Here is a 22,294-nt window from a genome sequence, read left to right as displayed (position 1 = left end):
TAGTGCTCAATGTTCACGCCTGGGACACTTTGTGGGATGCATCGGGAGCTGCTGGGAGCGCTTCGATCGCATTGGCGGTCAGGCCGGCGCCCGAGATCAGCGCTACGACGGAGACAGTCGTCTGGCGATCGTCATCCGCATAGCCCCCAGACGGTTCTCGCTCGGGCGAGACGCAAGCCGAAGTGTCTAGAGGTCGACAGAAGAGGAGGTGTGCGACATGGCTCCGCAGGGACCGATCCCGGTCCCATTCGACGCGATCGCGCGGAATGGACCCGGAGAAGCCCATCCCCGACGGGTATAGCGTCTAACACGCGAAGTTGATCAGAGGGGTACCTGCCATTGGAACTGCAAGACACACGGTTGGACATGTCTCAAGGTGAGCGTGTCAGCAGATACAGCGATGTCGCGAGCGCGTTGGCGTTGCACAGTGACCGGCAGCTCGGCGAGTCACTGGAGCAGGCGCAGATTCTGGGCTCGGGGATCGGTGGTACCTCGGCAGTGTTGGCGATCGATGGCGTACCGGTCTTCGCCAAGCGAATCCCACTGACCGACCTGGAGCGCCGCGCGGGCAATGTGATGTCCACCGCGAACCTGTTCGGGGTGCCTCCGTTCTGCCAGTACGGACTTGTCGAGTTCGGCGGGCCAGGCTTCGGTGCGTGGCGTGAACTTGCGGCCAACGTCATGACGACCAACTGGGTCCTGGCCGGGCGCAGTGCGGCCTTTCCGCTGCTGTATCACTGGCGGGTGCTGCCGGGAGCGCCGCCACCCAGCGATGAGCACGCCGACGTCGAGGCGGTCGTGCAGTACTGGGATAGATCACCGGCGGTACGGGATCGTCTTCACGCCCTTGCCCGCGCCTCGGCCAGCATCGTGCTGTTCCAGGAGTTCATCCCCTACAGCCTCAACAACTGGCTCGCCGCTCAGCTCACCGCCGGCCAGGAGGCTGCGATAGCGGCAAGCGCCATGGTCGAGTCGTGCCTGCTCACCGACGTGGCCTTCATGAACGGCCAGCAATTGATGCACTTCGACGGCCACTTCGGCAACATTCTCACCGATGGCGAACGCCTGTACATCGCCGACCTCGGATTGGCGACCTCCTCTCGGTTCGACCTGTCCAAGCAGGAGATCGAATTCCTGGAGCGCAACCGGACCCACGACATCGGGTACGCGCTGATGCGGCTGGTCAACTGGCTCGTCACCAATGTCTGCGGGGTGAAGGTGCCGCAGAACGGCGGACCGGTACAACGCAACGAGTACATCCGCGCGTGCGCGGACGGCGCGGACCCCGCTGATGCTCCGCCGACTGTAGCCGCAGTGATCCGCCGGTACGCACCCGTGGCGGCGGCCATGAACGACTTCTACTGGGACCTGTTCGGCACCAGTAGGACAACGCCGTATCCGAGCGAGAAGATCGAACGCGCCATGAGCGCAATAGGTTGATCTACCAGCACGCGACGCGCGACCTTGATCAGGAGATCGCTGATGCGCTGAGCGCCCGGGTGGAAGCTGAGCGCAAGGGCTCAGAAGGCTGTGGCCGCAAGCTAATGGCACGAACGCCGCTTCCCTTGATCGGGAAAGCGGCGTTTTGGCTGGTGGAGCCTAGGAGATTCGAACTCCTGACATCCTGCTTGCGAATCGGCCTGATCTTCAGGGGGATGGCCGCGACCTGGGCGAGGAGCGGTCCGTGAGTGACCGTGACTGCCCCCTGTTGACCGCCCCTAATGGCCCGCCAATGGCCCGACGATCAGCTCAGCCGCGCGGATCCCGAGTCACCACCGGGACACGCACGCCCACCATGTGCGCCTGTCTGCGGAACGCCCTATCCATCGTGGTTGTGTCGGACATAATATGGGCATGAGGAAGTTGCGCTTCTACCGGTCGGCACGCAAGCACCGCATCGGGCAGGCGCGTGCTCTTCACGTGGTTCGATCCGGACCGCCGGCCATCGTTCCGGCTGCCGACCCTAACTTGGAGGACCGATGGGTATGGATCGGCCCAGATGATAGGGGCGTCGAACTGGAAGTGATCGGCATCCTCACCGATAAGTACCTGGTGATCATTCACGTGATGCCGACCGCGTTGAGGAGGAGGAAGCCATGACCGAGCACCGAGAAGCGTGGCCGCCCGACGACATCGAGTTGGTCCTGGATCACGACTCCGAGATCGACAGTGACGTCGAAGAGATCTACGACAGCAAGGGCAATCGGATCACCGACAAGTATGTGGATGATGCGATCGCCGATGTTCACCATGCGATCGATGAGGGCCGCGTACCCGTCCCGACCAGCCGCGGCGGGCGTCCCTCACTGACACGCGAAGGGACGCACTCACCAAGGGTCTCCTTCCGGGTACCCGAAGAACTACGCGAACGCGCGAAGGCTCGAGCCGAGCAAGAGGGTAAGACGGTGTCCGCACTGGCCCGAGAAGCATTCGAGCAGTTCCTCAAGGCAGGGTGACTTTCAGAACCGGCCTGTTGATAGCGGAAACGCAATCCGCCGGAGGCCGATTGCCCCTGCGTCGGTTCCGCACTTCGCCACCTCACAAGATCGAAAGGCCACTTCCTGATCATGGGAAGTGGCCTTTGACGTGCGGTGGAGCCTAGGAGATTCGAACTCCTGACATCCTGCTTGCAAATCGGGCCGATCTTCTGGGATGACGGCCGCAACCTGGGCGAGGGGCAGTCCGTGAGTGACCGTGACTGCCCCCTGTTGGCCGCCCTTAATGACCCGCTAATGGCCTCGCGATCAAGCCGCAACCTGCCTCAACGAAGTCGAGTGGCGGAGATGTGCCACTTAGTAGCACGTCGTAGCACACGGACATAGACTTGAGGGGTGAGCATCTCTGAACCTGACCCCTCCCACCAGATCTCTCAACGCGACCTGCGTAACCGCTCCGCGGAGATCATGGATGGGCTGGAACGCGGGGAGCGGTACGCCGTCACCCGCAATGGCCACCACATCGGCGATCTGGTCCCTATTCGGCGCCGACGCCGGGCCGTGTCACGTGCCGAATTCGTGGCGATGTCCCGCGGCATGCCCCGTTTGGACGACCGGAAGTACCGCAAGGATATGGACCGTCACGTCAATGACGATCTCTACGACCCGTACGATCGCGCCTACGGCAGGGGCGAGTTCACAGAGGACGGGGAATGACCCCTAATCAAGGGCTGCTCGACACCAACATCCTCATCCTGCGGGCTGGGATCGACCCGGATGAGCTACCCGACGAGATGATGATCAGCGCCATCACCACCGCAGAGTTGTCGGTCGGCGTGCTGGTGGCGTCCGGACCGCAAGAACTCGCTCAGCGAATGAAGATCCTGCAGGCAGCCGAGGCCGAGTTCGACCCCCTCCCCTTCGACGAGACCGCCGCCCGCGAGTACGGCCAACTCTGGACCGCTGTCATCTCCTCAGGCCGCAACCCACGTCCCCGGACGGCGGATCTCATGATCGCCTGTGTCGCCATCGCGAACCGCCTGCCGCTCTACACATGCAACCCGAAGGACTTCAAAGGGCTGGATCACTTGCTCACAGTGGTTCCGGTTACCCGGCCACAGTGGGATGGCGAGTAAGGAATCCTGTCCCGAGGCCGCTTGTCCTAGCCGACGATCTGTCGCTATCGATCGCCAAAATCAAAGCCCAGGTCGGGGAAACTATCCCTCACCTGGGCTTTCTTATGAGTGGAGCCTAGGAGATTCGAACTCCTGACATCCTGCTTGCAAATCGGCCTGATCTGCAGGGGAAACGGCCGTGACCTGGGCGAGGGGCACTCCGCGAGTGACCGTGAGTGCCCCCTGTTGACCGCCCTTAATGGCCCGCTAATGGCCCGGCGATCACGCTCGCGATCTGCGGCGGCGTGCCATGCGCAGCCCGTCCCCTGGTCCGCCCCCGTCCTCCTCGTAGCTGCCGACCCCCAGGACGGGACCGCCGTGTCAGGGGTCAACGAAGTTGATCGCGAAGCGACGCCGCAGGCGCCCTTGACTCGGCGGGCACGGCCGGGACACTCACGCAGCGAGGAGGACAAAGGGCATCGGATTAGAAGTGGATCGCCGTTTCTTGTTGTGAGACCGTGTCGACCTGCGCGTGGCTTTCAGGCATCTGAGGCTTGGCCAAGATCATTCCGAGCATGTTCCGGATCTACACTCCGCGCGCGGGCGGCCAGGCCATGGGCGGTGCGGCTGGCAGGCGTTTGGTTCCATCCAGGCCCATTTGAGGTCAGTCGCACATGGTTATGAGGCGACTGATGCTCTGCGCAGGTTCGTCACCCTCGGTATAGAGGACCGTCGTCGCAAGAGCGTGATTTCCCGGATCGTGTACCCACTGGTAGAGGAAGTCGTGCCCGTCCCTGCTGATCCAGTTGGTCCCCTTCGTGGCGAGGCTGCGCTGTCGCAGGACCTGGACGGATCGTTCATGGTCAGGGGAGGGCAGTACAAGCACCACATGGTTGACAGAGCGAAGGGCAGCCTGAACACGCTGGAACAGTTCAGATTGCGTGTAGTGGCTGTGGCCGGCTCCCAGGGAAATGATCGTTCCGGGGTGGTCAGCGACAATGCGTTCCACGGCATGAGCGCGCGCAGGTTCCCACTCCTGCTCGGCTGCCACTCGGCCCACGGCCTGGATTCGGTCACGCAGTTTGTCCATGTTCCATCCCACTTCGGCGTAATAGGTCTCGCCAAGGGTGTCAACGTCGAGAAAACTTCGCCCTGTCGCTGAGGCCAGTCCGTCACCGAGTGTGCTCTTCCCTGCTGCGGCCGGACCAATGAGGACCATCCAAGGGGCTGTATGCATTCATGCATTCTCCTCTTGCTTGGCCGCGCGCTGTGGGCCGACTGAACAGACAAGCGCACAACTGCAACCGGGCAGCCTTCCGAAAGATCACCATTCGGGAGTCTGCCCAGCTCATTGATGGTGGGGCGCCAGGGATTCGAACCCTGAACCTACAGATTAAAGAAGTCGATTCGATCGAGGTCCGAGGCTCCGACCTGCGGGTGCGGTGTCCGTGGACGTCCGCCGAGTTCCGCCGTCGCTCGCCCCTTGGCTGTACTCGTGGCTGTACAGCCAAACCGCATTAGCAGCTCGGATCTTGCCCGTCCCGATCTGTTCCACCAGGACCAGCGGCGCTCAGCGGTCCTTCTGGAACCGCCTCAGACGGCGTGAAACTGCAACTAGAACCGCAACTAGAACCGCAGCTAGAACCGCTCCCACGAAGATCTCAAAGGGACCGAGCAGGAGCCGGGTCGTCGACACTTCGATGGTGTATCCGCTTTTGGGCTCGGCTTTCCGCAGGGCGTCAGTCAGCTCTCTCGCCTTGTCGGGTTTCTCCCACTCGGCTTGGAAGCGCTTGCCGTCGATCATGGTGATCTCGATGCGCTGTTCCTTGTCACGAACAGTGGCGCTCCAGACCTTGTGCTCCTGGATCTGCTTGACGATGAACGGAAGATCGGCCTGCTCGTAATCATCGCGGTTGAAGAGAGCCAACCCCGCAAGGAGCACAATGACGACGGCCAGCACCAAGAGCACCGGTTTACGTAGCGACCGCTTTTTCGGCCTTGATGCAGATGCCTCGGTCATCTAACTCCTCTCGAAGGTCTGAAAGCAATCTGACGGCTTACGGCTGAGAAGGCAAGGAGAGTGGCGCGCCCGCGCACGCCTTCCCCCTGATCGTCCCGTATGCCTCGACCCACCGCGAAGCGGCAGCGGGCCGGCGACGGAGGGGCAAGCCCGTCTTCGCGTGTACGCGAGCCGGTCCCCATTCCTCGATCATCGGACGCCAACGGCCACAGACGGGCTTGAGCCGTAGGAGTCGGTCTGCTGGGCTTGCCTGGGTCGTGGCGGGCGGGACGATCAGGCTCCCACCTCAGCCAGCTACGGACTTGGGCTCACGGCCGGGCGATCATCCCGGAGCCGAGGCCCCGCCGGAGGCTAATTCTTCGACATCAGCCCTATGTCGCCGTACGCTTTTCGTGCCGCCGCGGGCAAATGCTGAATGGGAGTTCAGGCCAACGCCCTGTGCGTTCGTTTCCCGGTAATTGGGGTGAGCCGGTTCGAGTCCGGTAGCGCGCGGTGGCTCCTTCCTCGCGACGGCGCGGCAATGTGAGCGGTGAGGGCGCTGGTTGTGGCGTGATAGGCGTGCGGTGGGCGGCCCGAGCTGCCGGCGGCCGGGACCGGCCCCCAGGCCGCATGCTCGGCCGCCGAGCGGGCGTAGGGCCGCGAGGCGGCGCGGAGCGCCGCCCTTGATCCTTAAAAGCTCAATTCGGCAATGATCGGCCGAGCTGTCTACGTCCGGTGGTAGACCGTTGGTCATGGAGGAGCGGCGGGATCGGTTGCGGGAGCTGGGGGAGCTGCTGCGGCGGCTGCGTAAGGATGCGGGGCTGACTGGTAAGGACCTGGCGCAGCGGGCCGGGGTGGCTCAGCCGACGATTTCTCGGATGGAGACCGGGCGATTGCTGCCGACTCCGGAGACGGTTGAGCGGGTATCCGCGGCGCTTACCCTCGACGAGGACAGGCGGCGTGAGTTGGACGCGCTGCTGCTGCGGCTGCGTGATGAGGTGTCCCGGTTGAAGAGTGGGCTTGCCGGTCGAGAGGCGGCGAACGCCGCACGGGTTCGCTCGGCTCAATGGATGGCCGTGTTCTCCTCGGCGATGATTCCGCCGCTGTTGCAGACGGCCGAATATGCCCGGCTCGCTCTCTCGATCGGCCAGGATGTGGACCCAGAGGACGCGGCCAAGGCGGCGGCCGTACGGGTCGAGTCTCAGGCCGTCGTGTTCGAGCCTGGTCGGAAGTTCGCGTTCGTGCTGACGGAGGGCGCGGTGCGGACGTGGCCGGGATCGCCGTCGTTGATGCCGGCGCAGCTTGACCGGCTTACCCAGGTGTCCACGCTTCCCCATGTGCGCCTGGGGGTCGTGCCCTGGAGCGTGGAAGCGCCGGCCTTCCCTCTCCACGGGTTCACGATTTTCGACGGTTCGGTGAGCGTGGTCGAGAGCCTGACGGGTGATCTCACCCTGACGGAGACCGGCGAGATCGACACGCATATGGATGTCTTCGAGGCGTTCGCGGCTGCCGCTGTGTATGACGATGCCCTGCGGGATCTTCTGGGGCAGATCGGGGCGGACTACCGCGCTCTCGCGAGCAAGTAGCCAGTTCTGGCGCATTTATACGTCGAATGCCTTGAGTAGCTTCTAGCGTTGGTCATACGCTGCCGACATGCATGTATAGCCCCCTATACACAGGAGTACGCCCATGTCAGGCTGGCGAATGTCCCGCCACTTCCTCGGCTCCCCCGCCTCGATCACCGAAGCCCGCCGCTTCGTCACCACCTTCTTGAAGGGTTGGCCGTCCCTGGAATCGGCCGAACTCATCGTGAGCGAACTGGCCACCAACGCCGTACGACACTCGGCCAGCGGCCGGTTCGGCGGGCTGTTCATCGTCACGATCCGCGTCAACCATCGGCGGCTGTGGCTCGGCGTCGCCGACGAGGGCGGCCCCCGCTCTCCGGAACTGCTCCCCGCCTACGAAGAGGCCGAAGGAGGGCGCGGCCTCATGCTCGTCTCCACCCTCGCCACCGGCTGGGGCGTCCTGGGCGACCACAACGGCCGGACCGTGTGGGCCGTCCTCGACCCCGCCACCGCCATGGCGACCGGCAGATGAGCGACTGCGTCGCACCGCACCTGTCGTTGCCTCAGCCCAACTGCCGCGAGCTGCAATGGTTCGAGTTCGTATCCGGCGACCGGTGCCGGGTGGTGGCGTGGACGTGTGACTGCACGGCCCGGTTCTACGAGCTGTACGAGATGGCCGGCGTCGGCTTCATCCGGCGCACCATCCAGGGAACTCCGGTCTCGATCGTTGAGACGAACCGCTGGCCGCTCCGGCAGGCCCGCGAGGTCTGGGCGGACATCATGGCCGGACGGGCGAGATGAGCCCTCGCGGTGTCCCCAACCGACGCTCCGCCATACGGGCAACGAATCCCAAAACAGGCGAAGTCATACCGTCTAGGGGGATCGACGGCATTCTGTCCAGGGGTCTAGACTCAGCGGAGTTCAACCCAGGGGGAGCAATGCCACCGAACGACCTTGAGCGCATAGCCGCCATCGACGATCCGTACCTGCTGCTACGGACCGCCACCGAACGGCTCAACGCCGCTCAGCAAGAGGTCACCGAACTTGCTCGACTCCGCCGTCGTGTGATCCAAGAGTTGCACGCGCAAGGCATGTCCTATGCGCAGATCGCCCAGGCGGCTGGGCTCACCCGTGGCCGTATCCACCATATCCGCCACACCGGCCCGGCACCTGAGGGCGCTTTCCTCGGCACCGGCACCATCACCCTGGCCACCCCGCTCAAGCGCGAGGCCACCAACGCCCGGCCCGTGGTCGCGATGGAAGACGTCGCTGCCGCAAAGCGGCTGGAAGACCTCGCGCGCGGCTTCGGCCTGTCAATGGAGCTCGAACACGTCCCCCTCGGCGGCGAGATCGACCTCAACCGGCCCAACCTCATCGTGATCTGCGGACCCAAGCTCTCCCCCGTCATGGGAGGGCTGTACGAGACTGATCCCGTGTTGGAGTGGGTCAAGGACGGCGCCTGGACCCTCCGTGACACCCGTACCGGCACGACCTACCGCTCGGGTTCCGACAGCGACCCGGCCCGCCCGGTCGACTACGCGTACCTGGGTCGGCTGCCCCGGCCGGACGGCAAGGGCAACGTCCTGGTCTTCACCGGCATCCACCCGCAAGGAACCCTCGGCGTCGTCCAGCTCATCACCACCGAGATCGCCACCCTGTGGGGGCAAGCTGGGGACGGGCGCTTCTCCACTGTGGTCGGCGTCGAATACGACCTGGAGACGGGGGAACCGGTTACAGCGGAACTCGCCAGTCCGCTCTACCGCCACGAGGACACCTGATGCACGTCACCTTCGCCACCGAACCCGCATCCCCTGACCGGCCCAACGAGGACTTCATCGCCGCGATCCCGGATGCCGTGGTCCTCCTGGATGGCGCGGGTACGCCTGCGGGCTCGGAATCTGGATGCTCCCACGGAGTGGCCTGGTACGCGCGAACCCTCGGCTCAATACTGATCGCATCTCTGACGCAAAGCGCCGGCACCTTGACCGAAATCCTGGCGGAGTGCATCAAGGCCGCAACGTCGCTGCATGACTTCACCTGCGACGTGAACCATCCCGGCTCACCTTCCGCCACCGTCGTCATGCTCCGCCGTACCGGTGACGATCTGGACTATCTCGTCTTGGCAGACTCTGTCCTCGTGCTCGACGTGATCGGTACAGAGGATCCGGTGGTCATCACCGACGACCGGGAAGGCCAGGTAGGCAAGCGTTACCGGACGGCCATGGATGCGCTCGACTCTGGCACTACCGATCACACCGCCGCTCTGCGGACGTACGTGGAAGCCATGCGAGCGCACCGCAACCGCGACGGCGGATTCTGGGTCGCCTCATCCGACCCCCTCGTCGCAGAACAAGCGCTCACAGGAACACTCCCCGCTGACCAGGTTCGCGCGGCGGCGCTCCTCAGCGATGGCGCATCCCGCCTCGTCGACCGCTTCGGACTCGCCACCTGGCGGCAAGCCCTCGACATCCTCGCCCAGGGCGGCCCCGCCGAACTTGTCCGCCGGGTCCGCGATGCAGAACGGTCCGACCTCAATGGCAAGCGCTGGCCTCGGGGCAAGGTGTTTGACGATGCCACGGCCGCATACTGCGGTGTCTGATCCCTACTCCACCCACCACCAGCCGCTCCCAAGGTCACGAACTGGACTGCCCATATCACCGGCAGCGGTCTGAACGATTGTCTGGGAATCCGGCGTGCCCGGCAGGTAAGCGATCCCAGCACCGGTTTCCGAGCGCCAGGGATCTTCGAACACCGGAAGGTAGAGAGTCTGTCCCTGCTGCCGCACTTGACCGTCTATCGACAGGTACTCCATCCACCAGGGCACGATGAGCGGCCGGTGGTTCTCATGGGCATCGACGAGAGCGGCGAACTCCTCACGATGCAACCAGAACTGGCTATCCACATAGATGGCTTTCCAGTCAGCCCACCAGATGGCTGGGCCAATGGTCAGCACGATCACCAGTGTGGTGAAAGCTCGGGCGTAGGCCTTGAGCGAGAGGCAGGAAGCCACCGCAGTGAAGGTTGAGCGGATGACCCATATCCAAAGCGCCAGGAGCACAAGCCTGTTGAGCGGCCCGATCACCCTAAACATCGGTATCCACAGATAGGACGCAGCGGTCAGCAGGAACCAGCCGAGCAACGCTATGAAGAGGGGCCGCTTGGGTGATCGGGCAGTCTTCGGCATGGGGGGCACGGGCGCAGTTTCCTAGAGCTGAAGAGGGGCCGCCATTCTCAAGCAGAGATATTCACGTCTTTTGCGCAATTTCTTCACAAGCGATCGGACCGCTCTTATGTTTACCCCCCTAGACAGTTGGGGTAGGACGGAGCTATCGTCATCCGCATAGCCCCCTAGACAGTTCTCGCGCAGGGCGAGACGCAGCCGAAATGTCTAGGGGGGTCGACAGAAGAGGAGGTACACGACATGGCTCTACAGGGACCTATCCCGGTCACGTTCGACATGGTGTTCCCGCACGGCTGCTACCTGGTGGGCGAGGTCGAGGCGGTCAAGGACTTCGACGCCTCGACCAACGGCCGCTTCGTCCAGGCCCGCGACAAGCAGACAAGGGAACTGGTCTGGCAGGTCGCCGTGATGGACGCGGACCCGACGCTCAAGCCGTCACAGAAGACGGTGGCGGTGAAGATCCTCGCCGCAGTGCAGCCGGTTCCGCCGGCCCCGGTGCCGGGGGTGCCGTTCACGCCGGTCGAGTTCGACGGCGTCACGGTCACGCCGTACGTCAACAGCAACACCAACCGGCTGGCGTACTCGATCCGGGTCCGCGAAATGCGCGCCGTTCGGATGGGCAAGGCCGCCGCGAGCGCGAAGGACGCGGCGTGATGCGGCGGCGGGCGGCTCACCCGGTGAGCACGATCAGCCTCAAGACGGGTCCGGGCGCCTCGGCGGTCAACCACCCGTACCCGCAGCGCTCCCCGGTGCTGGGGCTGGTCTTCGGCGGAGTTCAGGTGCTCGTCACCACCTCCGCCGCCGACCACGTCACCGCCGAGGACGTTGAGTTCGCGCGAGTTCTGGCGCGTGAGGCGGCCTCGTTCGCCCGGTCGGTGGAGCGCATGTTCCACGGCCTTCCGGACGGTCGAGGGGTGGCGGCCTGATGAAGCGCACCCCGTACACCTACGTGACGATGTCGATCGATCCGGGCAAGCCGCCCCGGCTCGCGGTCTCGTTCTACACACCTGATCTGCGGGTGGGGGCCTCGGTGCTGGACTCCGGGCGGCCGTACCTGTCGATCGAGTCCAACGAGGCCGACATCGCGGTCTCGACCAGCGGAGCAGGGCCGGTCAGCACGACCGATGTCGACATCGCCCGGCAGATCTTCAACGCCGCCGCGCGGTACCTGGCCGACTGCGAGCGCCTGCACAACGACGAGCAGCAGTCGGCCACGTCTCCGGTCCCCGGTGAGGCGGCCTGAGAGATGAAGCGGGGCCGCTGGAACTGGTCCTTCCGGCGGCCCCTGATCTCCCACACACGCGAATGCTTGAGAGAGGAAACCAAGCCTAATGTTCCGAAAGCTTCCCGGAGACGAGGCGCGCAACCTCGTCTCCACCACACCCGACACCGCTGTCGTGTTCCGTCCGGCCGTCGTCCGGACCCCGGCGTTCGTCACGATCGTGATCTGGCTGTCCCGCCTGGTCGCGGGCCTGATCCGGATCGTCTGGCGGCACCCGATCGCCGTCGCCGGCCCGGCCGTACCCGGTGTGATCTGGACCTTGTACGGCTGGCGTCTCGCCCTGCTTCTCGTCGGCCTCGTCCTCCTGGCGGGCCTGTCCTGGGCATCGCTTCACCGGGCCTCGTTCGCGCGGCTGGTCGCCTGGCGGCTGCTCGCCTTCTGGCGACGGATCTGGATCTACCGCCGTCACTGGCAACCCGTGATGATCGTCTCCGGTCTCGGGCGACACTTACGCGGCCGGGACTACCTGCCCCGACTGGTGCGGGTCGACTGCGACGGCTGGGCCGACCACGTCACCGTGAAGATGCTCAACGGCCAAGCGGTCAAAGACTGGGCCGACCGAACCGACCAACTCGCCCACGGCTTCGACTCCCGAACCTGCCGCGTCTCCATCGCGCGGGCCGGTCGCCTCGTCCTGACCTTCCCTCGGCGTGACCCGCTCGCCGTTGCCCTGCCTGCCGTCCCGATCCCGGACGTGGTCTCGGTTGGGCCGGTCGAGATCGGTGCTCGTGAGGACGGCACCCCGTACCGGCTCAAGGTCCACGGCACACATGTCCTGATCGCGGGAGCGACCGGGGCCGGCAAAGGCTCGTTCCTCTGGTCGACGATCCGCGGCCTACTCCCCGCGCTGCGGGCGGGCCTGGTCGAACTCTGGGCACTCGACCCGAAACTGATGGAACTCTCGTTCGGCCGGGACCTCTTCACCCGGTACGCGGCCGACCCCGAGCAGTGCGCCGACCTGCTCGACCAGGCCGTCACGGTCATGCAGGAACGCGCCGGACGCTTCGCCGGACAGCAGCGCAACCACGTCCCGACGGTGGCGGACCCGTTCGTCCTGGTGCTCGTCGATGAGGTCGCGTTCCTCACCGCCTACCAGTCCGACCGCACACTCAAGCAGCGCATCACGGCCGCACTCGCCACGCTCACCACCCAAGGACGGGCGGTCGGCGTCGGAGTCATGGCCGCGTTGCAGGACCCGCGCAAGGAAGTCATGAACATCCGCAACCTGTTCCCCGACAAGATCGCGCTCCGGCTCGACGAGTCCGAACAGGTCGACATGGTCCTCGGCGACGGCGCACGTGATCGCGGTGCACTGGCCGACCACATCTCACCGGTTCCCGAACTCGGCGCGGGCGTCGGATACGTTCGGCTCGAAACCTCACCCGACCCGATCCGGGTGCGGGCCGCCTACGTCTCCGACGACGACATTCGCGCGATGGTCGCCGAGTACGCACAGGCTGTGGACACCGTGCCAGTCGCGGACCATACGGCGACCCTGAACTCTGTCCCGGACACCACGCCTGTCACTGCCCGCATGCCGGTCGTGGGAGAGGTGGCACCGTGACCCTGGCTCACCTCCTCCACGGCCTGCGCTGCTCCGGCTGCTCCGTACTCGACGTGCTGTGGCTCGACCCCGTGCGCGGCCTGATCGAGTGCCACGAATGCGGACAGACCGCGCTCACCTTCCCCGAGATCGGAAAGGAGGACAGTTGACCGACACCACCGACGCCCACCAGGTCGGGGGAGACGACACGATCTCCCCTGGCCCCACCTCCGACTCCTCAACCTCAGCCCAGCTCGCCAATCGGGCCACGCCCCGCGCCCTGCGGATGGCTCAGCCACTCGCCCGTGAGGTCGTCGAAGAGATCGCCAAGCAATACGGCGTGTGCATCCGCCCCATCGCCCTCCGGCGGCTCGACACCTACACGGGCAAGGTCGAAACCGTTGACGTGCCGTGCGGGGCGACGTTGGAGAGCAAGTGCCCGCCGTGTGCCAAGCGGAACCGGCAACTGCGTATGGCCCAGTGCCGGGAGGGCTGGCACCTCGACCACGAACCGGTCAACACCCCGAACGAAGCCGACGACTATCATCGCTACCTCGTCGAACTCCGCGCCGACGCCCACGCCTGGCGAGATGAGGCGGAAAAGGCCGGCCAAGACACGACCGACCTCGAAGCGGCGATAGGCGACCTGGACGACGAGATCAACCGGGCCGGGATGCGTGGCACCGTCCTCGGCCGTACGACGGGTAAGCGGTCGCGCTCGACGAGGCGGCGACAGGACGCGCCGGACCTGCCCAAGCGAACCATGAGCGCCACGACGCTCGGGCGGACCTTCACCGGTGCGGACGGCAAGACGTTCCGGCCGTCGATGTTCATCACGCTCACTCTGCCCTCCTACGGGCGGGTCAGGAAGAACGGCGCGCCCGTCGACCCGGCCACGTACGACTATTCGCGGGCGGCTCGGGACGCTCTGCACTTCTCCAAGCTGGTGGACCGGTTCGTGCAGAACCTTCGCCGGGTCGCCGGGTTCGATGTCCAGTACTTCGCGAGCGTCGAGCCTCAGAAGCGGCTCGCGCCGCATCTGCACATGGCCATCCGGGGCCATCTCCCGCGTGCGGAGATCAAGCAGATCGCGGCGGCCACGTACCACCAAGTGTGGTGGCCGTCTGTCGACACGGTGAAGTTCGAGGCTGATCACCTGCCGGTGTGGGCGGATGGGGTCGGCTACCTCGACCCGACGACTGGGGAAGTCCTGCCTACCTGGGATGAAGCGCTCGACGACCTTGACCAGGACGACGAGGCCGAACCGCTGCACGTGCTGACCTTCGGTCCTCAACTCGACGTCCAAGGCGTACTGGCCGGGACCACTGATGCCGACACGTGCATCCGGTACCTGTCCAAGTACCTCACGAAAAGCATCGGGGACGCGATCGACCCGGACGACTCCGCGCAACGGGAGCACGCGGAACGCCTCGGCAACGCCCTCCGCTATGAGCCGTGCTCGCCGACCTGCCCGAACTGGCTCCGCTACGGGGTCCAGCCCAAGGGGGCCAAGTCGGGCATGATCCCGGGCCGGTGCCGGGGCAAGGCGCACAAGCCTGAACACCTCGGCTACGCCGGTCGCCGCGTTCTGGTCTCGCGGAAGTGGTCGAACAAGACACTGACCGAACACAAGCACGACCGGCGTACCTGGGTCCTGGAAGCCCTCGGCCTGCCAGACGAGCCGATCGATTCGCACCGCTATGTCTGGCGGACGGTCAAGCCCGGTGACCCCGGCCTCGACCCCATCAGCGTTCGGCTCCTGCGGTCGGTCCACGAACGCCAGCGATGGCGCAACCACATGAACCAACTCCAAGCCCAAGCAGACGGACAAGAACTTTCGGCAACTCCGGAAGCCGCGTAGAGAGGAGGCCCCACATGGACAAGCTGCTCACCGTTGAGGAGGCGTCGGACCTTCTCCACACGTCGGTCAGGTTCGTGCGCCGACTGGTCGCAGAACGGCGGATCGAGTTCGTCAAGCTCGGCCGACACGTGCGTATCCCCGAGTCGGCGCTGATGGCCTTCGTCGTCGCCGGCACTGTCGCGCCGATGCACGCCACTGACGTGACCTCCAAGCGCGGGAGGGCCGCGTAATGGCGAACAGAGACGGTCGCCGCCGTTTCGGCAACATCAGGAAACGAGAGTCCGGGCGCTATCAGATCCGCTATCCCGGCCCGGATGGCCGTATGCACAGCGGCACCACGACCTACGCCACGAAGACGGACGCCGATCGGGCACTCACCCTCATCGAAGCGCAGATGATCTCAGGGGAGTGGACGGACCCCGAGCGCGGGAAGATCACCCTCGGAGACTACGCCCGGATGTGGATCAAAGAGCGGCCCGGCCTGCGCCCCAAGACGGTCGAGCTGTACACCTGGCTCCTGGAGCGGCACATCGTTCCCGGCCTCGGTGGGGTGGCGGTCGGCAAGCTCACCACACCGATGGTGCGCTCATGGCGGGCCGAACTCATCGACAAAGGCGTCTCGGTGTCCACCGCGGCCAAGGCGTACCGCCTGCTGCGGGCCGTGCTCATGACGGCGGTAGAAGAGGACAAGCTGATCAGCCGGAACCCCTGCCGTATCAAGGGCGCGGACAATGAGCAGACTCCGGAACGGCCCATCCTCACCGTGGCCCAGGTCTTCGAGCTGTCCGATCGGATGGCCGGTCGCCGCTTTCGTGCGCTGATCCTGCTCACCACCTTCGCAAGCCTCCGATGGGGCGAAGTGATCGCGCTGCGCCGGTCTGACCTCGACCTCAAGGCGCGCACCGTCCGGGTAAGGGAGCAGCTCATCGAGCTGGACGGGGGAGAGATGGTGCTCGCCCCGCCCAAGTCGCGGGCGGGGAAACGCACGATCAGCATCCCCTCGGCGATCGTTCCGGCGTTGTCCGAGCATCTCGCCAAGTACGTCGACGAGGCGGAGGACGCGTTCGTCTTCCTCGGCAAGCGGGGCGCGTTCCTGCGTGGCGGCAATTTTCGGCGTGAGGCCAAGTGGGCGAACGCGCTCAAGGAGATGGGTGTCTCCGGCCTGCACTTTCACGACCTTCGGCACACCGGCAACACGCTCGCCGCGCAGTCAGGGGCGAGTCTCGCCGACCTCAAGGCCCGGATGGGGCACGACAGCGACCGGGCGGCGCTGATCTACCAGCACGCGACCCGCGACGCTGACCAGAAGATCGCCGACGCGCTAAGTGCTCGCGTCGAGGCCGAGCGGAAGAACGACGAAGAGGACGCGGCCGATGTGCCGGTCTCCAAGGGTTAATGGCCCGCTAATGGCCCGAACGCCGCTCCTCTTGATCGAGGAAGCGGCGTTTTGGCTGGTGGAGCCTAGGAGATTCGAACTCCTGACATCCTGCTTGCAAAGCAGGCGCTCTGCCAACTGAGCTAAGGCCCCTGGTGCTAGGGAAAGCTTACCGGGCGGAAGTGGCAACGTGGTGCGCGCCGACCCCGTCGGTGGCGGTGAGCACAGCGGGGAACTCCGCGATCGACTCGACGATGTGGGTGGCGCCGCCGTCGATGAGGCGCTCACGGCTGTGACCGCCGGACAGCATCCCCGCGACGATCGAGGCGCCCGCGCGTCTGCCCGCGAGCATGTCGTTCTCCGAGTCGCCGAGGACGGCCACCTCGCGTACGTCCTCGAGGCCGGCGCGTAGCAGGGCGGTGAGGATCAGGTCCGGGAAGGGGCGGCCCCGTCCGGAGCAGTCCTCGGGGCAGAGGGCGAAGTCGAGCTCTGCGGCCCAGCCAAGCGTGCCGAGGACACGTCCGAGAGTGGACCGGCTGAAGCCGGTGATCAAGGCGACCTTGACCTCGGCCTCGCGGAGCTGTCGCAGCGCCTCGACGGCCTCGGGAAGCGGGAACAGTCCCGTCCGCTCGATGGCCCCCTCGTAGGCGCGCTCGAACGTGAGGTTCGCCGCCTGCGCCTGGGCCTCGTTGCCCGGGAAGATGCCGCGGAAGACGTCGATCGTCGGGCAGCCCCGGGACCTGTGCACGTGCACCATGGCGCGTGCGTACGCACCGGTCCCGGGGACAATGCCCTGGGTGGCGATCGCCTCAGCGAACGCCCTCTCCACCATCGCGATGTCGCCGATCGTGGTGCCGGCCAGGTCCAGGCAGACCAGCCGTACGGGCGTCATGCCCGCTCCTTCCCCACGATCAATGTCCACCTCTGGTGGTCAGTTCTCGCTGCCGGTGGCCTCAGTCCACAGGTCGAGCTCGGCGCGGTCCGCCTGCACCTTGCGCCAGACGAGCAGTCCCCCAAGAGCGACCAGCGCCAGAACGAGCAGCTTCTTCACGGTGTGACCCCACTTCTTGACGGTCTCACCTGCCGGGTGAGACAACGCCCCGGTTCTACGGTTCCCTGCAGCCTAGCAAGGGATCGACGTTCAGCCCTGCCGACCATGGAACCGGTTGGACCTTATCTCAAGGCCCGATCGGTCCGTATGGCAGGCCGTACAACTCGCGACGCACGGTGTACTACGTGAGATTGCCCAGGTCATGGACGCGCTAATCCCGGCGACGCGAGCGAGGTCCCCGGTTTTTCGGACAGCCATCACCGGATCCGCCCTGAGCAAAAAACGTTCTCAGGAGATGGGGGTGGAGAGAAGCACCCTCGTACCTTCGGGGCCGGTGCGAATGGTGACGTCGGCGAGCCGGTGCATCAGCCAGATCCCGCGGCCGCCGAAGTCGAACCGGGCCATGCGCTTGCGGTGCAGCGTGCGGTCGGGGATGCCCGGCCCGCTGTCGGTGACCTCGCACCGCAGCACGCCCGGCTCTCTCCACATGGCGATGCCTCGGGGGGCGTTGCCGTACCGGACGGCGTTGGTGACCGCTTCGTGGACGGCGAGAACGAAGTCCTCCAGCGCCATGCCGGTCAGGCCGGCGTTGCGGGCCGAGTCGGTGACCATGTGCCGGACCATAGTGATCGTGCTGCGGTCGAACTCCAGGCTCAGGAGGGTGGCCGACACCTCATCACCGCCTCTCGCCGTCTGCGGCTTTCGTCTCTTTTGCCGTTACTTCTACTTACCGACGAGGGCCACCTGACACGTCCTGCGGACAATCGGCTGAGGAAAGCTCAGCCGCCGAGCAGATCGTCGAACTCGCCAGCCTTGACGGCGTGTACGAAGAGACGCAGGTCCGCGGCTCGGTAGACGAGCGCGGGTCCCTCGGGGTGCCGCGAGTTCCGCATCGCCACGCCGCCGCCGGGCAGCGGCGCGAGTTCGACGCAGTTGCCGTTCGGGTTGCTGTACCGGCTCTTGCGCCAGGGAAGGTCGCCCAGTTCGGCGCACGGCACTCCGTTGGGGAAATCGGTCATCCATGCCTCACTCTCTCTTGATCATGGGCAAGAATACGACTCTTTACATTTGCACGTGCATCGGTACATGCACCGGCAATGCCCCTGATATACCGAATCGGCAGAACTCCGGCGTACGGCTATCGCACGCCGCGGGCGCGTACGGCGATGAAGGCGGCCGCGAGGAGCACTCCGAAGGCGGCCCCGACGAGGAAGCCCGACCCGCCGTCGCTCACGCCGGTCTTGATCAGGACGACACCGACCACGGCCAGGAAGGCGAGATACGTCGCGGAGAAGACGTAGAAGCGGCGGCTGAAGAAGGTGCGCCTCCCCGGGGCGTCCGGCGGCGAGACGACCTCGGCGGCCGGGCCCGCGCTGGCGGAGGCGGGGCGCTTGAAGTATTCGAAGTACATCCAGGAGCCGCACGGCTCCCAGCCGTCAGGAGCGAGGCGGTCACTCAGGACGCGGCGTCCTCCGACGGGGACCCGCTCGCGGCGGTACTCCCACTGGAGCGGGCGCTCGGCGTCACGGCGGCAGACGAAGCGGCCGAGGCCGTCCACCCGCTCGACCTCCCAGCCCTGCCGTCCGAAGTGATCGAGCATCTGCCGGTCCTGGAAGATGTCGGCGGTCCACCGCCACTCGCTCGCCTGCGGCGGCGCCTCGCCCTCGTCGGCCGTACGCGCGGTGAGCTCGGCGGCGAAGTCGGCCGCGGGACCGAACTCGGCCTCGGCCTCGGCTCCGGTCTCGTCGAGGTGGGCGGCCAGGTCGTCGATCGTGGCGGCCACCCGGTCCGCCGGGACGCCCGCGGCGCGCAGCCGCTCCGCCAGCTCCTCGAAGTAGTCGTCAGAGTGGTCCGTCATCCGATCTTTCCCTTGGACAGCACGGCGCGCACCGAGTCGTCGAACGCCAGCCACAGCCGGCCCTGCTCGTCGAGGGTCCGGTGCCCCTCCTCGGTGAGGCGGTAGTAGCGGCGGCCCGGTCCGCGCTCGGTGGCCCGGAACTCCGCGGCGACCAGCCCCGCCTCCTCCAGCCGGTTGAGCACGGGGTAGAGCGTGCCGCCCCTGATCTGGCCCAGCCCGGTCCCCGCCAACGTCTTGGCGATCTCGTATCCGTAGCTCTCGCCCTCGGTAAGGCTGGCGAGCACCAGGAGGTCGAGGACGCCCTTGAGCCAGCTCGCGCGTCGGTCGGTGGCCATGCGCTCATCCTCGCACCGGTTCGACCGATCCCGTGTCGGCGCCGACCGGCCCTGCGGGAGCGGGCACGAAGAGCAGCCCGCGGAGGTCGACGAGGACGTGAACGACGATCGGGAGGAGCAGGCTGCCCTGCGCGAGGTACAACGCGGTGAGGCCGTATCCGGCCACCGTCACGATCAGCAGTCCCTTCCACCCCTGGTACCAGTGGCCGGCGACGAAGACGACCAGGGCGGCGCCGGCCGCGACCTTCACGTCGAGACCGAGCACGCCCACGCCGAGCGCGATGAGGAAGCCGCGGTAGAGCACCTCCTCGCAGACGCCCGCCGTCACCGCCATGGCGGCCGCGGCCCAGCGCTCGGCCGTCGTACGCGGCAGCATCGCACTGAAGGCGGCCTGGCCGGGGACGGCGCGGCCCGACTTCGCCCGGCGCCGGAACACCAGGGTCACGGCGACCAGGCCGATCGTCGCCCCGACGACCATTCCGGTGACCCGCGAACCACCGCCGGACGGCGCCACGAGGCCGAGGTCGGCGAGGCCGACGCCCGGCGACATGGCGGCGAGGACGAGCGCGACGGCCATCAGGGCCCACGTCTCGGCGATCCAGGAGCGGAACATCCGTACGAGTGCCCGGGGGTCGCGATCCCGTTGGCGGGCCAGCTTCTCGTACGCGCGCTTGCCCAGCCAGGGGGTGACGAACAGCAGGTACGCCACCAGCGGGACGGCGAGCCAGGCGGCCAAGGGCGAGAACTCGGGGGAGATCGTCATCGCGGTGATCCCTTCACTTGTTGCGTGACGATCTAAACCGTAGAACAAGCTAGTTAGGATCGCAATCTAGGTGAGGCCGCGAGCGTAGGCATCGGAATCCCTACGGCACAGCCCCGGACGTACGCGCGGGTATGACGTGGGCCGACAGGGGTAAGTGCGGGCCCATGGCCCAAATAGCGTCGGAATCTCTGATCGAACGGCTGGCCGCCTGGGGCGTCGACACGGTCTTCGGCCTGCCCGGCGACGGCATCAACGGGATCATGGAGGGGCTGAGACGCCACCAGGACAAAGTGCGCTTCTTCCTGGTCCATCACGAGGAGGCGGCGGCCTTCATGGCCACCGGCCACGCCAAGGCCACCGGCCGCATCGGGGTGTGCCTCGCCACATCCGGCCCCGGCGGCGTCCACCTGCTCAACGGCCTGTACGACGCGAAGCTCGACCACGTGCCCGTGCTGGCGATCACCGGGATGCAGGAGACCTCCGTGCTCGGCACCGGCTACCAGCAGGAGGTCCACCTGGAGCGCCTGTACGAGGACGTCACGGTCTACAACGAGATGATCTACAACCCGGTGCAGCTTCCCGCGCTGGTGGACATCGCGATCCGGACGGCGTACGCGCGGCGCGGGGTGGCCCACCTGACCCTGCCGAACGACATCCAGGTCGCGCCCGCGGGCGCCGACCCCTGGGAGCACGTGGCCCCGGCCCGGCCGCCGGAGACGGCGCCGATCTACCTCAGACCGCCGGGACGGCCGCGCGAGGCCGACCTGGAGCAGGCCGCGAGCGTGCTCAACTCCGCCGTGCGGCCCGGGATGCTGGTCGGCGCGGGCGCGCTGCACGCGCGCGACGAGGTCCTCGCCGTCGCGGAACGCCTCGGCGCGCCGGTGATCAAGACGCTCCCCGGCAAGGCGGTGATCCCGGACGACTCGCCGTACACGACGGGCGGGATCGGGCTGCTCGGCACGCGGCCGAGCGAGGAACTGGTCGACGACGTGGACGTGCTGTTCATGGTCGGCACGAACTTCCCCTACACCAAGCACCTGCCGCCGGCGGGCAAGGTCAAGGTGGTGCAACTGGAGGTGGACCCGTCACGGGCCGGCGTCCGCATCCCCACCGACGTGCCCGTGATCGGGGACGCCAAGGAGGGCCTGCGCGCCCTGCTGCCGCTGCTCGACGAGCACGACCACGCCCATCTCCAGAAATATCAGGAGAAGATGAGGTCCTGGCGGTCGGACATGGAGGCGCTGGAGAACCCGGAACGCGACCCCATCGCTCCGCAGTACCTCATGTCGGTCATCGACGACCAGGCGAGCGACGACGCCATCCTCACCTGCGACAGCGGCACCATCGCCACGTGGGCGGCCCGGCACTGGACGATCAGAGGCAACCGCGGCTTCTACCTGTCCGGCAACCTCGCCACGATGGCGCCCGGCCTGCCGTACGCGGTCGCGATGCAGCACGCCTTCCCGGGGCGGCAGGTGATCGCGTTCGTCGGCGACGGCGGCTTCGCCATGCTGATGGCCGAGTTCCTCACCGCCGCGCAGCACGGCCTGCCGATCAAGGTCGTGATCAACAACAACAACTCGCTCGGCCAGATCCTGTGGGAGCAGATGGTGCTCGGCTACCCCGAGCACGGGGTGCGCTTCGACGAGCCCTGGCCCGACTTCTCGATCTGGGCCCGCGCCTGCCACGGCTTCGGGGCGAAGGTCACCCGCGCCGCCGACGTCGGGTCGGCCGTGGCGGAGGCGCTGGCGCACGACGGGCCGGCGCTGGTCGACGTGAACGTCGACCCGAACGAACCGCCCATGCCGGGCAAGGTGACCTATCAGCAGGCCAAGAAGTTCACCCAGGCGTTCCTCCGTGGCCAGCCGCACAAGGTGGCGATCGCGACCACGCTGTTCAAGGACCGGATCCAGCAGATGGGCGACTAGATC

At 66.3% G+C, this 22,294-nt stretch carries 29 protein-coding genes and 2 tRNA genes; 19 read left to right on the top strand and 12 right to left on the bottom strand.

Annotation, left to right across the window (positions count from 1 at the left end):
* Nucleotides 1-366 precede the first annotated feature (366 nt).
* From AWQ68_RS04765 to AWQ68_RS04745, 5 genes are all read left to right on the top strand, one after another.
* Nucleotides 367-1,440, top strand: a complete 1,074-nt coding sequence (locus tag AWQ68_RS04765; protein WP_066935634.1) for a protein kinase family protein — start codon at nucleotides 367-369, stop codon at nucleotides 1,438-1,440.
* Nucleotides 1,441-1,854: 414 nt separating this feature from the next.
* Complete coding sequence (locus AWQ68_RS40475) at nucleotides 1,855-2,100, top strand: hypothetical protein (RefSeq protein WP_157544893.1); 246 nt, start codon at nucleotides 1,855-1,857, stop codon at nucleotides 2,098-2,100.
* Nucleotides 2,097-2,456, top strand: a complete 360-nt coding sequence (locus AWQ68_RS40470; protein WP_084463645.1) for a YlcI/YnfO family protein — start codon at nucleotides 2,097-2,099, stop codon at nucleotides 2,454-2,456. The genes AWQ68_RS40475 and AWQ68_RS40470 overlap by 4 nt, the downstream gene beginning before the upstream one ends.
* Before the next feature lie 375 nt (nucleotides 2,457-2,831).
* Nucleotides 2,832-3,152, top strand: coding sequence for a type II toxin-antitoxin system Phd/YefM family antitoxin (locus tag AWQ68_RS04750; RefSeq protein WP_157544891.1), 321 nt, complete (start codon nucleotides 2,832-2,834; stop codon nucleotides 3,150-3,152).
* On the top strand, nucleotides 3,149-3,571 hold the full coding sequence (locus AWQ68_RS04745) for a type II toxin-antitoxin system VapC family toxin (RefSeq protein WP_066935141.1): 423 nt from the start codon (nucleotides 3,149-3,151) through the stop codon (nucleotides 3,569-3,571). The genes AWQ68_RS04750 and AWQ68_RS04745 overlap by 4 nt, the downstream gene beginning before the upstream one ends.
* A 643-nt stretch (nucleotides 3,572-4,214) precedes the next feature.
* Here AWQ68_RS04745 and AWQ68_RS42040 read toward each other — a convergent pair.
* The 3 genes from AWQ68_RS42040 to AWQ68_RS04735 form a co-directional block, all read right to left on the bottom strand.
* The gene (locus AWQ68_RS42040) at nucleotides 4,215-4,769 is read right to left on the bottom strand and encodes a shikimate kinase (RefSeq protein ID WP_169808854.1); all 555 of its coding nucleotides are present in this window, start codon (nucleotides 4,767-4,769) and stop codon (nucleotides 4,215-4,217) included.
* Between the two features lie 136 nt (nucleotides 4,770-4,905).
* Nucleotides 4,906-5,033, bottom strand: a tRNA-OTHER gene (locus tag AWQ68_RS42035).
* A gap of 87 nt (nucleotides 5,034-5,120) precedes the next feature.
* Nucleotides 5,121-5,570: a hypothetical protein gene (locus AWQ68_RS04735; protein WP_157544887.1), complete on the bottom strand. Its 450-nt coding sequence runs from the start codon at nucleotides 5,568-5,570 to the stop codon at nucleotides 5,121-5,123.
* Nucleotides 5,571-6,301: 731 nt separating this feature from the next.
* Here AWQ68_RS04735 and AWQ68_RS04730 point away from each other — a divergent pair.
* The 5 genes from AWQ68_RS04730 (at nucleotide 6,302) to AWQ68_RS04710 (ending at nucleotide 9,713) form a co-directional block, all read left to right on the top strand.
* Nucleotides 6,302-7,135, top strand: a complete 834-nt coding sequence (locus AWQ68_RS04730; RefSeq protein WP_157544885.1) for a helix-turn-helix domain-containing protein — start codon at nucleotides 6,302-6,304, stop codon at nucleotides 7,133-7,135.
* A gap of 103 nt (nucleotides 7,136-7,238) precedes the next feature.
* The gene (locus AWQ68_RS04725; protein ID WP_084463643.1) at nucleotides 7,239-7,646 is read left to right on the top strand and encodes an ATP-binding protein; all 408 of its coding nucleotides are present in this window, start codon (nucleotides 7,239-7,241) and stop codon (nucleotides 7,644-7,646) included.
* Nucleotides 7,643-7,915, top strand: coding sequence for a hypothetical protein (locus tag AWQ68_RS04720; RefSeq protein ID WP_157544883.1), 273 nt, complete (start codon nucleotides 7,643-7,645; stop codon nucleotides 7,913-7,915). The genes AWQ68_RS04725 and AWQ68_RS04720 overlap by 4 nt, the downstream gene beginning before the upstream one ends.
* Before the next feature lie 137 nt (nucleotides 7,916-8,052).
* Complete coding sequence (locus AWQ68_RS04715; protein WP_066935129.1) at nucleotides 8,053-8,892, top strand: sigma-70 RNA polymerase sigma factor region 4 domain-containing protein; 840 nt, start codon at nucleotides 8,053-8,055, stop codon at nucleotides 8,890-8,892.
* On the top strand, nucleotides 8,892-9,713 hold the full coding sequence (locus AWQ68_RS04710; protein WP_066935128.1) for a protein phosphatase 2C domain-containing protein: 822 nt from the start codon (nucleotides 8,892-8,894) through the stop codon (nucleotides 9,711-9,713). Before AWQ68_RS04715 ends, AWQ68_RS04710 begins: the two co-directional genes overlap by 1 nt.
* 3 nt (nucleotides 9,714-9,716) lie before the next feature.
* Here AWQ68_RS04710 and AWQ68_RS04705 read toward each other — a convergent pair whose 3' ends face one another.
* The gene (locus AWQ68_RS04705) at nucleotides 9,717-10,298 is read right to left on the bottom strand and encodes a hypothetical protein (RefSeq protein ID WP_066935124.1); all 582 of its coding nucleotides are present in this window, start codon (nucleotides 10,296-10,298) and stop codon (nucleotides 9,717-9,719) included.
* A gap of 237 nt (nucleotides 10,299-10,535) precedes the next feature.
* On the opposite strand from AWQ68_RS04705, the gene AWQ68_RS04700 reads away from it, so the two are divergent.
* The 8 genes from AWQ68_RS04700 (at nucleotide 10,536) to AWQ68_RS04670 (ending at nucleotide 16,377) form a co-directional block, all read left to right on the top strand.
* Nucleotides 10,536-10,949 (top strand): plasmid replication, integration and excision activator, encoded by a 414-nt coding sequence (locus AWQ68_RS04700; RefSeq protein WP_066935121.1) that lies wholly within the window; start codon nucleotides 10,536-10,538, stop codon nucleotides 10,947-10,949.
* Between the two features lie 23 nt (nucleotides 10,950-10,972).
* The gene (locus AWQ68_RS04695; protein WP_157544881.1) at nucleotides 10,973-11,221 is read left to right on the top strand and encodes a hypothetical protein; all 249 of its coding nucleotides are present in this window, start codon (nucleotides 10,973-10,975) and stop codon (nucleotides 11,219-11,221) included.
* Nucleotides 11,221-11,538 (top strand): hypothetical protein, encoded by a 318-nt coding sequence (locus tag AWQ68_RS04690; RefSeq protein ID WP_066935115.1) that lies wholly within the window; start codon nucleotides 11,221-11,223, stop codon nucleotides 11,536-11,538. Before AWQ68_RS04695 ends, AWQ68_RS04690 begins: the two co-directional genes overlap by 1 nt.
* An 88-nt stretch (nucleotides 11,539-11,626) precedes the next feature.
* Nucleotides 11,627-13,141 carry an FtsK/SpoIIIE domain-containing protein gene (locus AWQ68_RS04685; protein WP_084463642.1) on the top strand — a complete coding sequence of 505 codons (1,515 nt, stop codon included), beginning with the start codon at nucleotides 11,627-11,629 and terminating at the stop codon, nucleotides 13,139-13,141.
* On the top strand, nucleotides 13,138-13,290 hold the full coding sequence (locus AWQ68_RS42030) for a hypothetical protein (RefSeq protein WP_157544879.1): 153 nt from the start codon (nucleotides 13,138-13,140) through the stop codon (nucleotides 13,288-13,290). The genes AWQ68_RS04685 and AWQ68_RS42030 overlap by 4 nt, the downstream gene beginning before the upstream one ends.
* Nucleotides 13,291-13,406: 116 nt before the next feature.
* Nucleotides 13,407-14,981: a replication initiator gene (locus AWQ68_RS04680; RefSeq protein WP_066935625.1), complete on the top strand. Its 1,575-nt coding sequence runs from the start codon at nucleotides 13,407-13,409 to the stop codon at nucleotides 14,979-14,981.
* Between the two features lie 14 nt (nucleotides 14,982-14,995).
* Complete coding sequence (locus AWQ68_RS04675; RefSeq protein WP_066935113.1) at nucleotides 14,996-15,211, top strand: helix-turn-helix domain-containing protein; 216 nt, start codon at nucleotides 14,996-14,998, stop codon at nucleotides 15,209-15,211.
* Nucleotides 15,211-16,377 carry a tyrosine-type recombinase/integrase gene (locus AWQ68_RS04670; protein ID WP_084463641.1) on the top strand — a complete coding sequence of 389 codons (1,167 nt, stop codon included), beginning with the start codon at nucleotides 15,211-15,213 and terminating at the stop codon, nucleotides 16,375-16,377. Before AWQ68_RS04675 ends, AWQ68_RS04670 begins: the two co-directional genes overlap by 1 nt.
* Nucleotides 16,378-16,433: 56 nt before the next feature.
* On the opposite strand, the gene AWQ68_RS04665 is transcribed toward AWQ68_RS04670, so the two are convergent.
* The 8 genes from AWQ68_RS04665 to AWQ68_RS04635 form a co-directional block, all read right to left on the bottom strand.
* Nucleotides 16,434-16,509 (bottom strand) — tRNA-Ala (locus AWQ68_RS04665).
* A gap of 16 nt (nucleotides 16,510-16,525) precedes the next feature.
* The gene (locus AWQ68_RS04660) at nucleotides 16,526-17,248 is read right to left on the bottom strand and encodes an HAD family hydrolase (protein WP_066935107.1); all 723 of its coding nucleotides are present in this window, start codon (nucleotides 17,246-17,248) and stop codon (nucleotides 16,526-16,528) included.
* A 39-nt stretch (nucleotides 17,249-17,287) separates the two neighbouring features.
* The gene (locus AWQ68_RS42025; protein WP_157529994.1) at nucleotides 17,288-17,452 is read right to left on the bottom strand and encodes a DLW-39 family protein; all 165 of its coding nucleotides are present in this window, start codon (nucleotides 17,450-17,452) and stop codon (nucleotides 17,288-17,290) included.
* A 243-nt stretch (nucleotides 17,453-17,695) separates the two neighbouring features.
* Nucleotides 17,696-18,079 (bottom strand): ATP-binding protein, encoded by a 384-nt coding sequence (locus AWQ68_RS04655; protein ID WP_066935104.1) that lies wholly within the window; start codon nucleotides 18,077-18,079, stop codon nucleotides 17,696-17,698.
* 107 nt (nucleotides 18,080-18,186) lie between these two features.
* A complete protein-coding gene (locus tag AWQ68_RS04650; RefSeq protein WP_066935101.1) occupies nucleotides 18,187-18,426 on the bottom strand; it encodes a DUF397 domain-containing protein in 240 nt (79 codons plus the stop codon).
* A 119-nt stretch (nucleotides 18,427-18,545) separates the two neighbouring features.
* Nucleotides 18,546-19,265, bottom strand: a complete 720-nt coding sequence (locus tag AWQ68_RS04645) for a hypothetical protein (RefSeq protein WP_066935098.1) — start codon at nucleotides 19,263-19,265, stop codon at nucleotides 18,546-18,548.
* Entirely contained in the window at nucleotides 19,262-19,600 is a 339-nt protein-coding gene (locus tag AWQ68_RS04640) for a PadR family transcriptional regulator (RefSeq protein ID WP_066935095.1), read from the bottom strand. The genes AWQ68_RS04645 and AWQ68_RS04640 overlap by 4 nt, the downstream gene beginning before the upstream one ends.
* 4 nt (nucleotides 19,601-19,604) lie before the next feature.
* A complete protein-coding gene (locus AWQ68_RS04635) occupies nucleotides 19,605-20,363 on the bottom strand; it encodes a CPBP family intramembrane glutamic endopeptidase (protein ID WP_066935092.1) in 759 nt (252 codons plus the stop codon).
* Between the two features lie 164 nt (nucleotides 20,364-20,527).
* Here AWQ68_RS04635 and AWQ68_RS04630 point away from each other — a divergent pair, with 164 nt between their 5' ends.
* A complete protein-coding gene (locus AWQ68_RS04630) occupies nucleotides 20,528-22,291 on the top strand; it encodes a thiamine pyrophosphate-dependent enzyme (protein ID WP_066935089.1) in 1,764 nt (587 codons plus the stop codon).
* The last annotated feature ends 3 nt before the right edge of the window (nucleotides 22,292-22,294 follow it).

The sequence above is a fragment of the Microtetraspora fusca genome, assembly GCF_001570365.1.
GTDB lineage: Bacteria > Actinomycetota > Actinomycetes > Streptosporangiales > Streptosporangiaceae > Microtetraspora > Microtetraspora fusca.
The sequence above is the reverse complement of the archived record's forward strand: the minus strand, read 5'-3'. Positions and strand labels throughout refer to the sequence as shown.

What these genes read in the sequence shown, in the direction of transcription:
- AWQ68_RS04720 (WP_157544883.1), top strand. Translation starts at nt 7,643, where the DNA reads ATGAGCGACTGCGTCGCACCGCACCTGTCGTTGCCTCAGCCCAACTGC.
- AWQ68_RS04690 (WP_066935115.1), top strand. Translation starts at nt 11,221, where the DNA reads ATGAAGCGCACCCCGTACACCTACGTGACGATGTCGATCGATCCGGGC.
- AWQ68_RS04745 (WP_066935141.1), top strand. Translation starts at nt 3,149, where the DNA reads ATGACCCCTAATCAAGGGCTGCTCGACACCAACATCCTCATCCTGCGG.
- AWQ68_RS04705 (WP_066935124.1), bottom strand. Translation starts at nt 10,298, where the DNA reads ATGCCGAAGACTGCCCGATCACCCAAGCGGCCCCTCTTCATAGCGTTG.
- AWQ68_RS04710 (WP_066935128.1), top strand. Translation starts at nt 8,892, where the DNA reads ATGCACGTCACCTTCGCCACCGAACCCGCATCCCCTGACCGGCCCAAC.
- AWQ68_RS04680 (WP_066935625.1), top strand. Translation starts at nt 13,407, where the DNA reads ATGGCTCAGCCACTCGCCCGTGAGGTCGTCGAAGAGATCGCCAAGCAA.
- AWQ68_RS04700 (WP_066935121.1), top strand. Translation starts at nt 10,536, where the DNA reads ATGGCTCTACAGGGACCTATCCCGGTCACGTTCGACATGGTGTTCCCG.
- AWQ68_RS04685 (WP_084463642.1), top strand. Translation starts at nt 11,627, where the DNA reads ATGTTCCGAAAGCTTCCCGGAGACGAGGCGCGCAACCTCGTCTCCACC.
- AWQ68_RS04635 (WP_066935092.1), bottom strand. Translation starts at nt 20,363, where the DNA reads ATGACGATCTCCCCCGAGTTCTCGCCCTTGGCCGCCTGGCTCGCCGTC.
- AWQ68_RS04670 (WP_084463641.1), top strand. Translation starts at nt 15,211, where the DNA reads ATGGCGAACAGAGACGGTCGCCGCCGTTTCGGCAACATCAGGAAACGA.
- AWQ68_RS04630 (WP_066935089.1), top strand. Translation starts at nt 20,528, where the DNA reads ATGGCCCAAATAGCGTCGGAATCTCTGATCGAACGGCTGGCCGCCTGG.
- AWQ68_RS42040 (WP_169808854.1), bottom strand. Translation starts at nt 4,769, where the DNA reads ATGGTCCTCATTGGTCCGGCCGCAGCAGGGAAGAGCACACTCGGTGAC.
- AWQ68_RS40475 (WP_157544893.1), top strand. Translation starts at nt 1,855, where the DNA reads ATGAGGAAGTTGCGCTTCTACCGGTCGGCACGCAAGCACCGCATCGGG.
- AWQ68_RS40470 (WP_084463645.1), top strand. Translation starts at nt 2,097, where the DNA reads ATGACCGAGCACCGAGAAGCGTGGCCGCCCGACGACATCGAGTTGGTC.
- AWQ68_RS04725 (WP_084463643.1), top strand. Translation starts at nt 7,239, where the DNA reads ATGTCAGGCTGGCGAATGTCCCGCCACTTCCTCGGCTCCCCCGCCTCG.
- AWQ68_RS04730 (WP_157544885.1), top strand. Translation starts at nt 6,302, where the DNA reads ATGGAGGAGCGGCGGGATCGGTTGCGGGAGCTGGGGGAGCTGCTGCGG.
- AWQ68_RS04715 (WP_066935129.1), top strand. Translation starts at nt 8,053, where the DNA reads ATGCCACCGAACGACCTTGAGCGCATAGCCGCCATCGACGATCCGTAC.
- AWQ68_RS04675 (WP_066935113.1), top strand. Translation starts at nt 14,996, where the DNA reads ATGGACAAGCTGCTCACCGTTGAGGAGGCGTCGGACCTTCTCCACACG.
- AWQ68_RS04640 (WP_066935095.1), bottom strand. Translation starts at nt 19,600, where the DNA reads ATGGCCACCGACCGACGCGCGAGCTGGCTCAAGGGCGTCCTCGACCTC.
- AWQ68_RS04650 (WP_066935101.1), bottom strand. Translation starts at nt 18,426, where the DNA reads ATGACCGATTTCCCCAACGGAGTGCCGTGCGCCGAACTGGGCGACCTT.
- AWQ68_RS04735 (WP_157544887.1), bottom strand. Translation starts at nt 5,570, where the DNA reads ATGACCGAGGCATCTGCATCAAGGCCGAAAAAGCGGTCGCTACGTAAA.
- AWQ68_RS04645 (WP_066935098.1), bottom strand. Translation starts at nt 19,265, where the DNA reads ATGACGGACCACTCTGACGACTACTTCGAGGAGCTGGCGGAGCGGCTG.
- AWQ68_RS04765 (WP_066935634.1), top strand. Translation starts at nt 367, where the DNA reads ATGTCTCAAGGTGAGCGTGTCAGCAGATACAGCGATGTCGCGAGCGCG.
- AWQ68_RS04660 (WP_066935107.1), bottom strand. Translation starts at nt 17,248, where the DNA reads ATGACGCCCGTACGGCTGGTCTGCCTGGACCTGGCCGGCACCACGATC.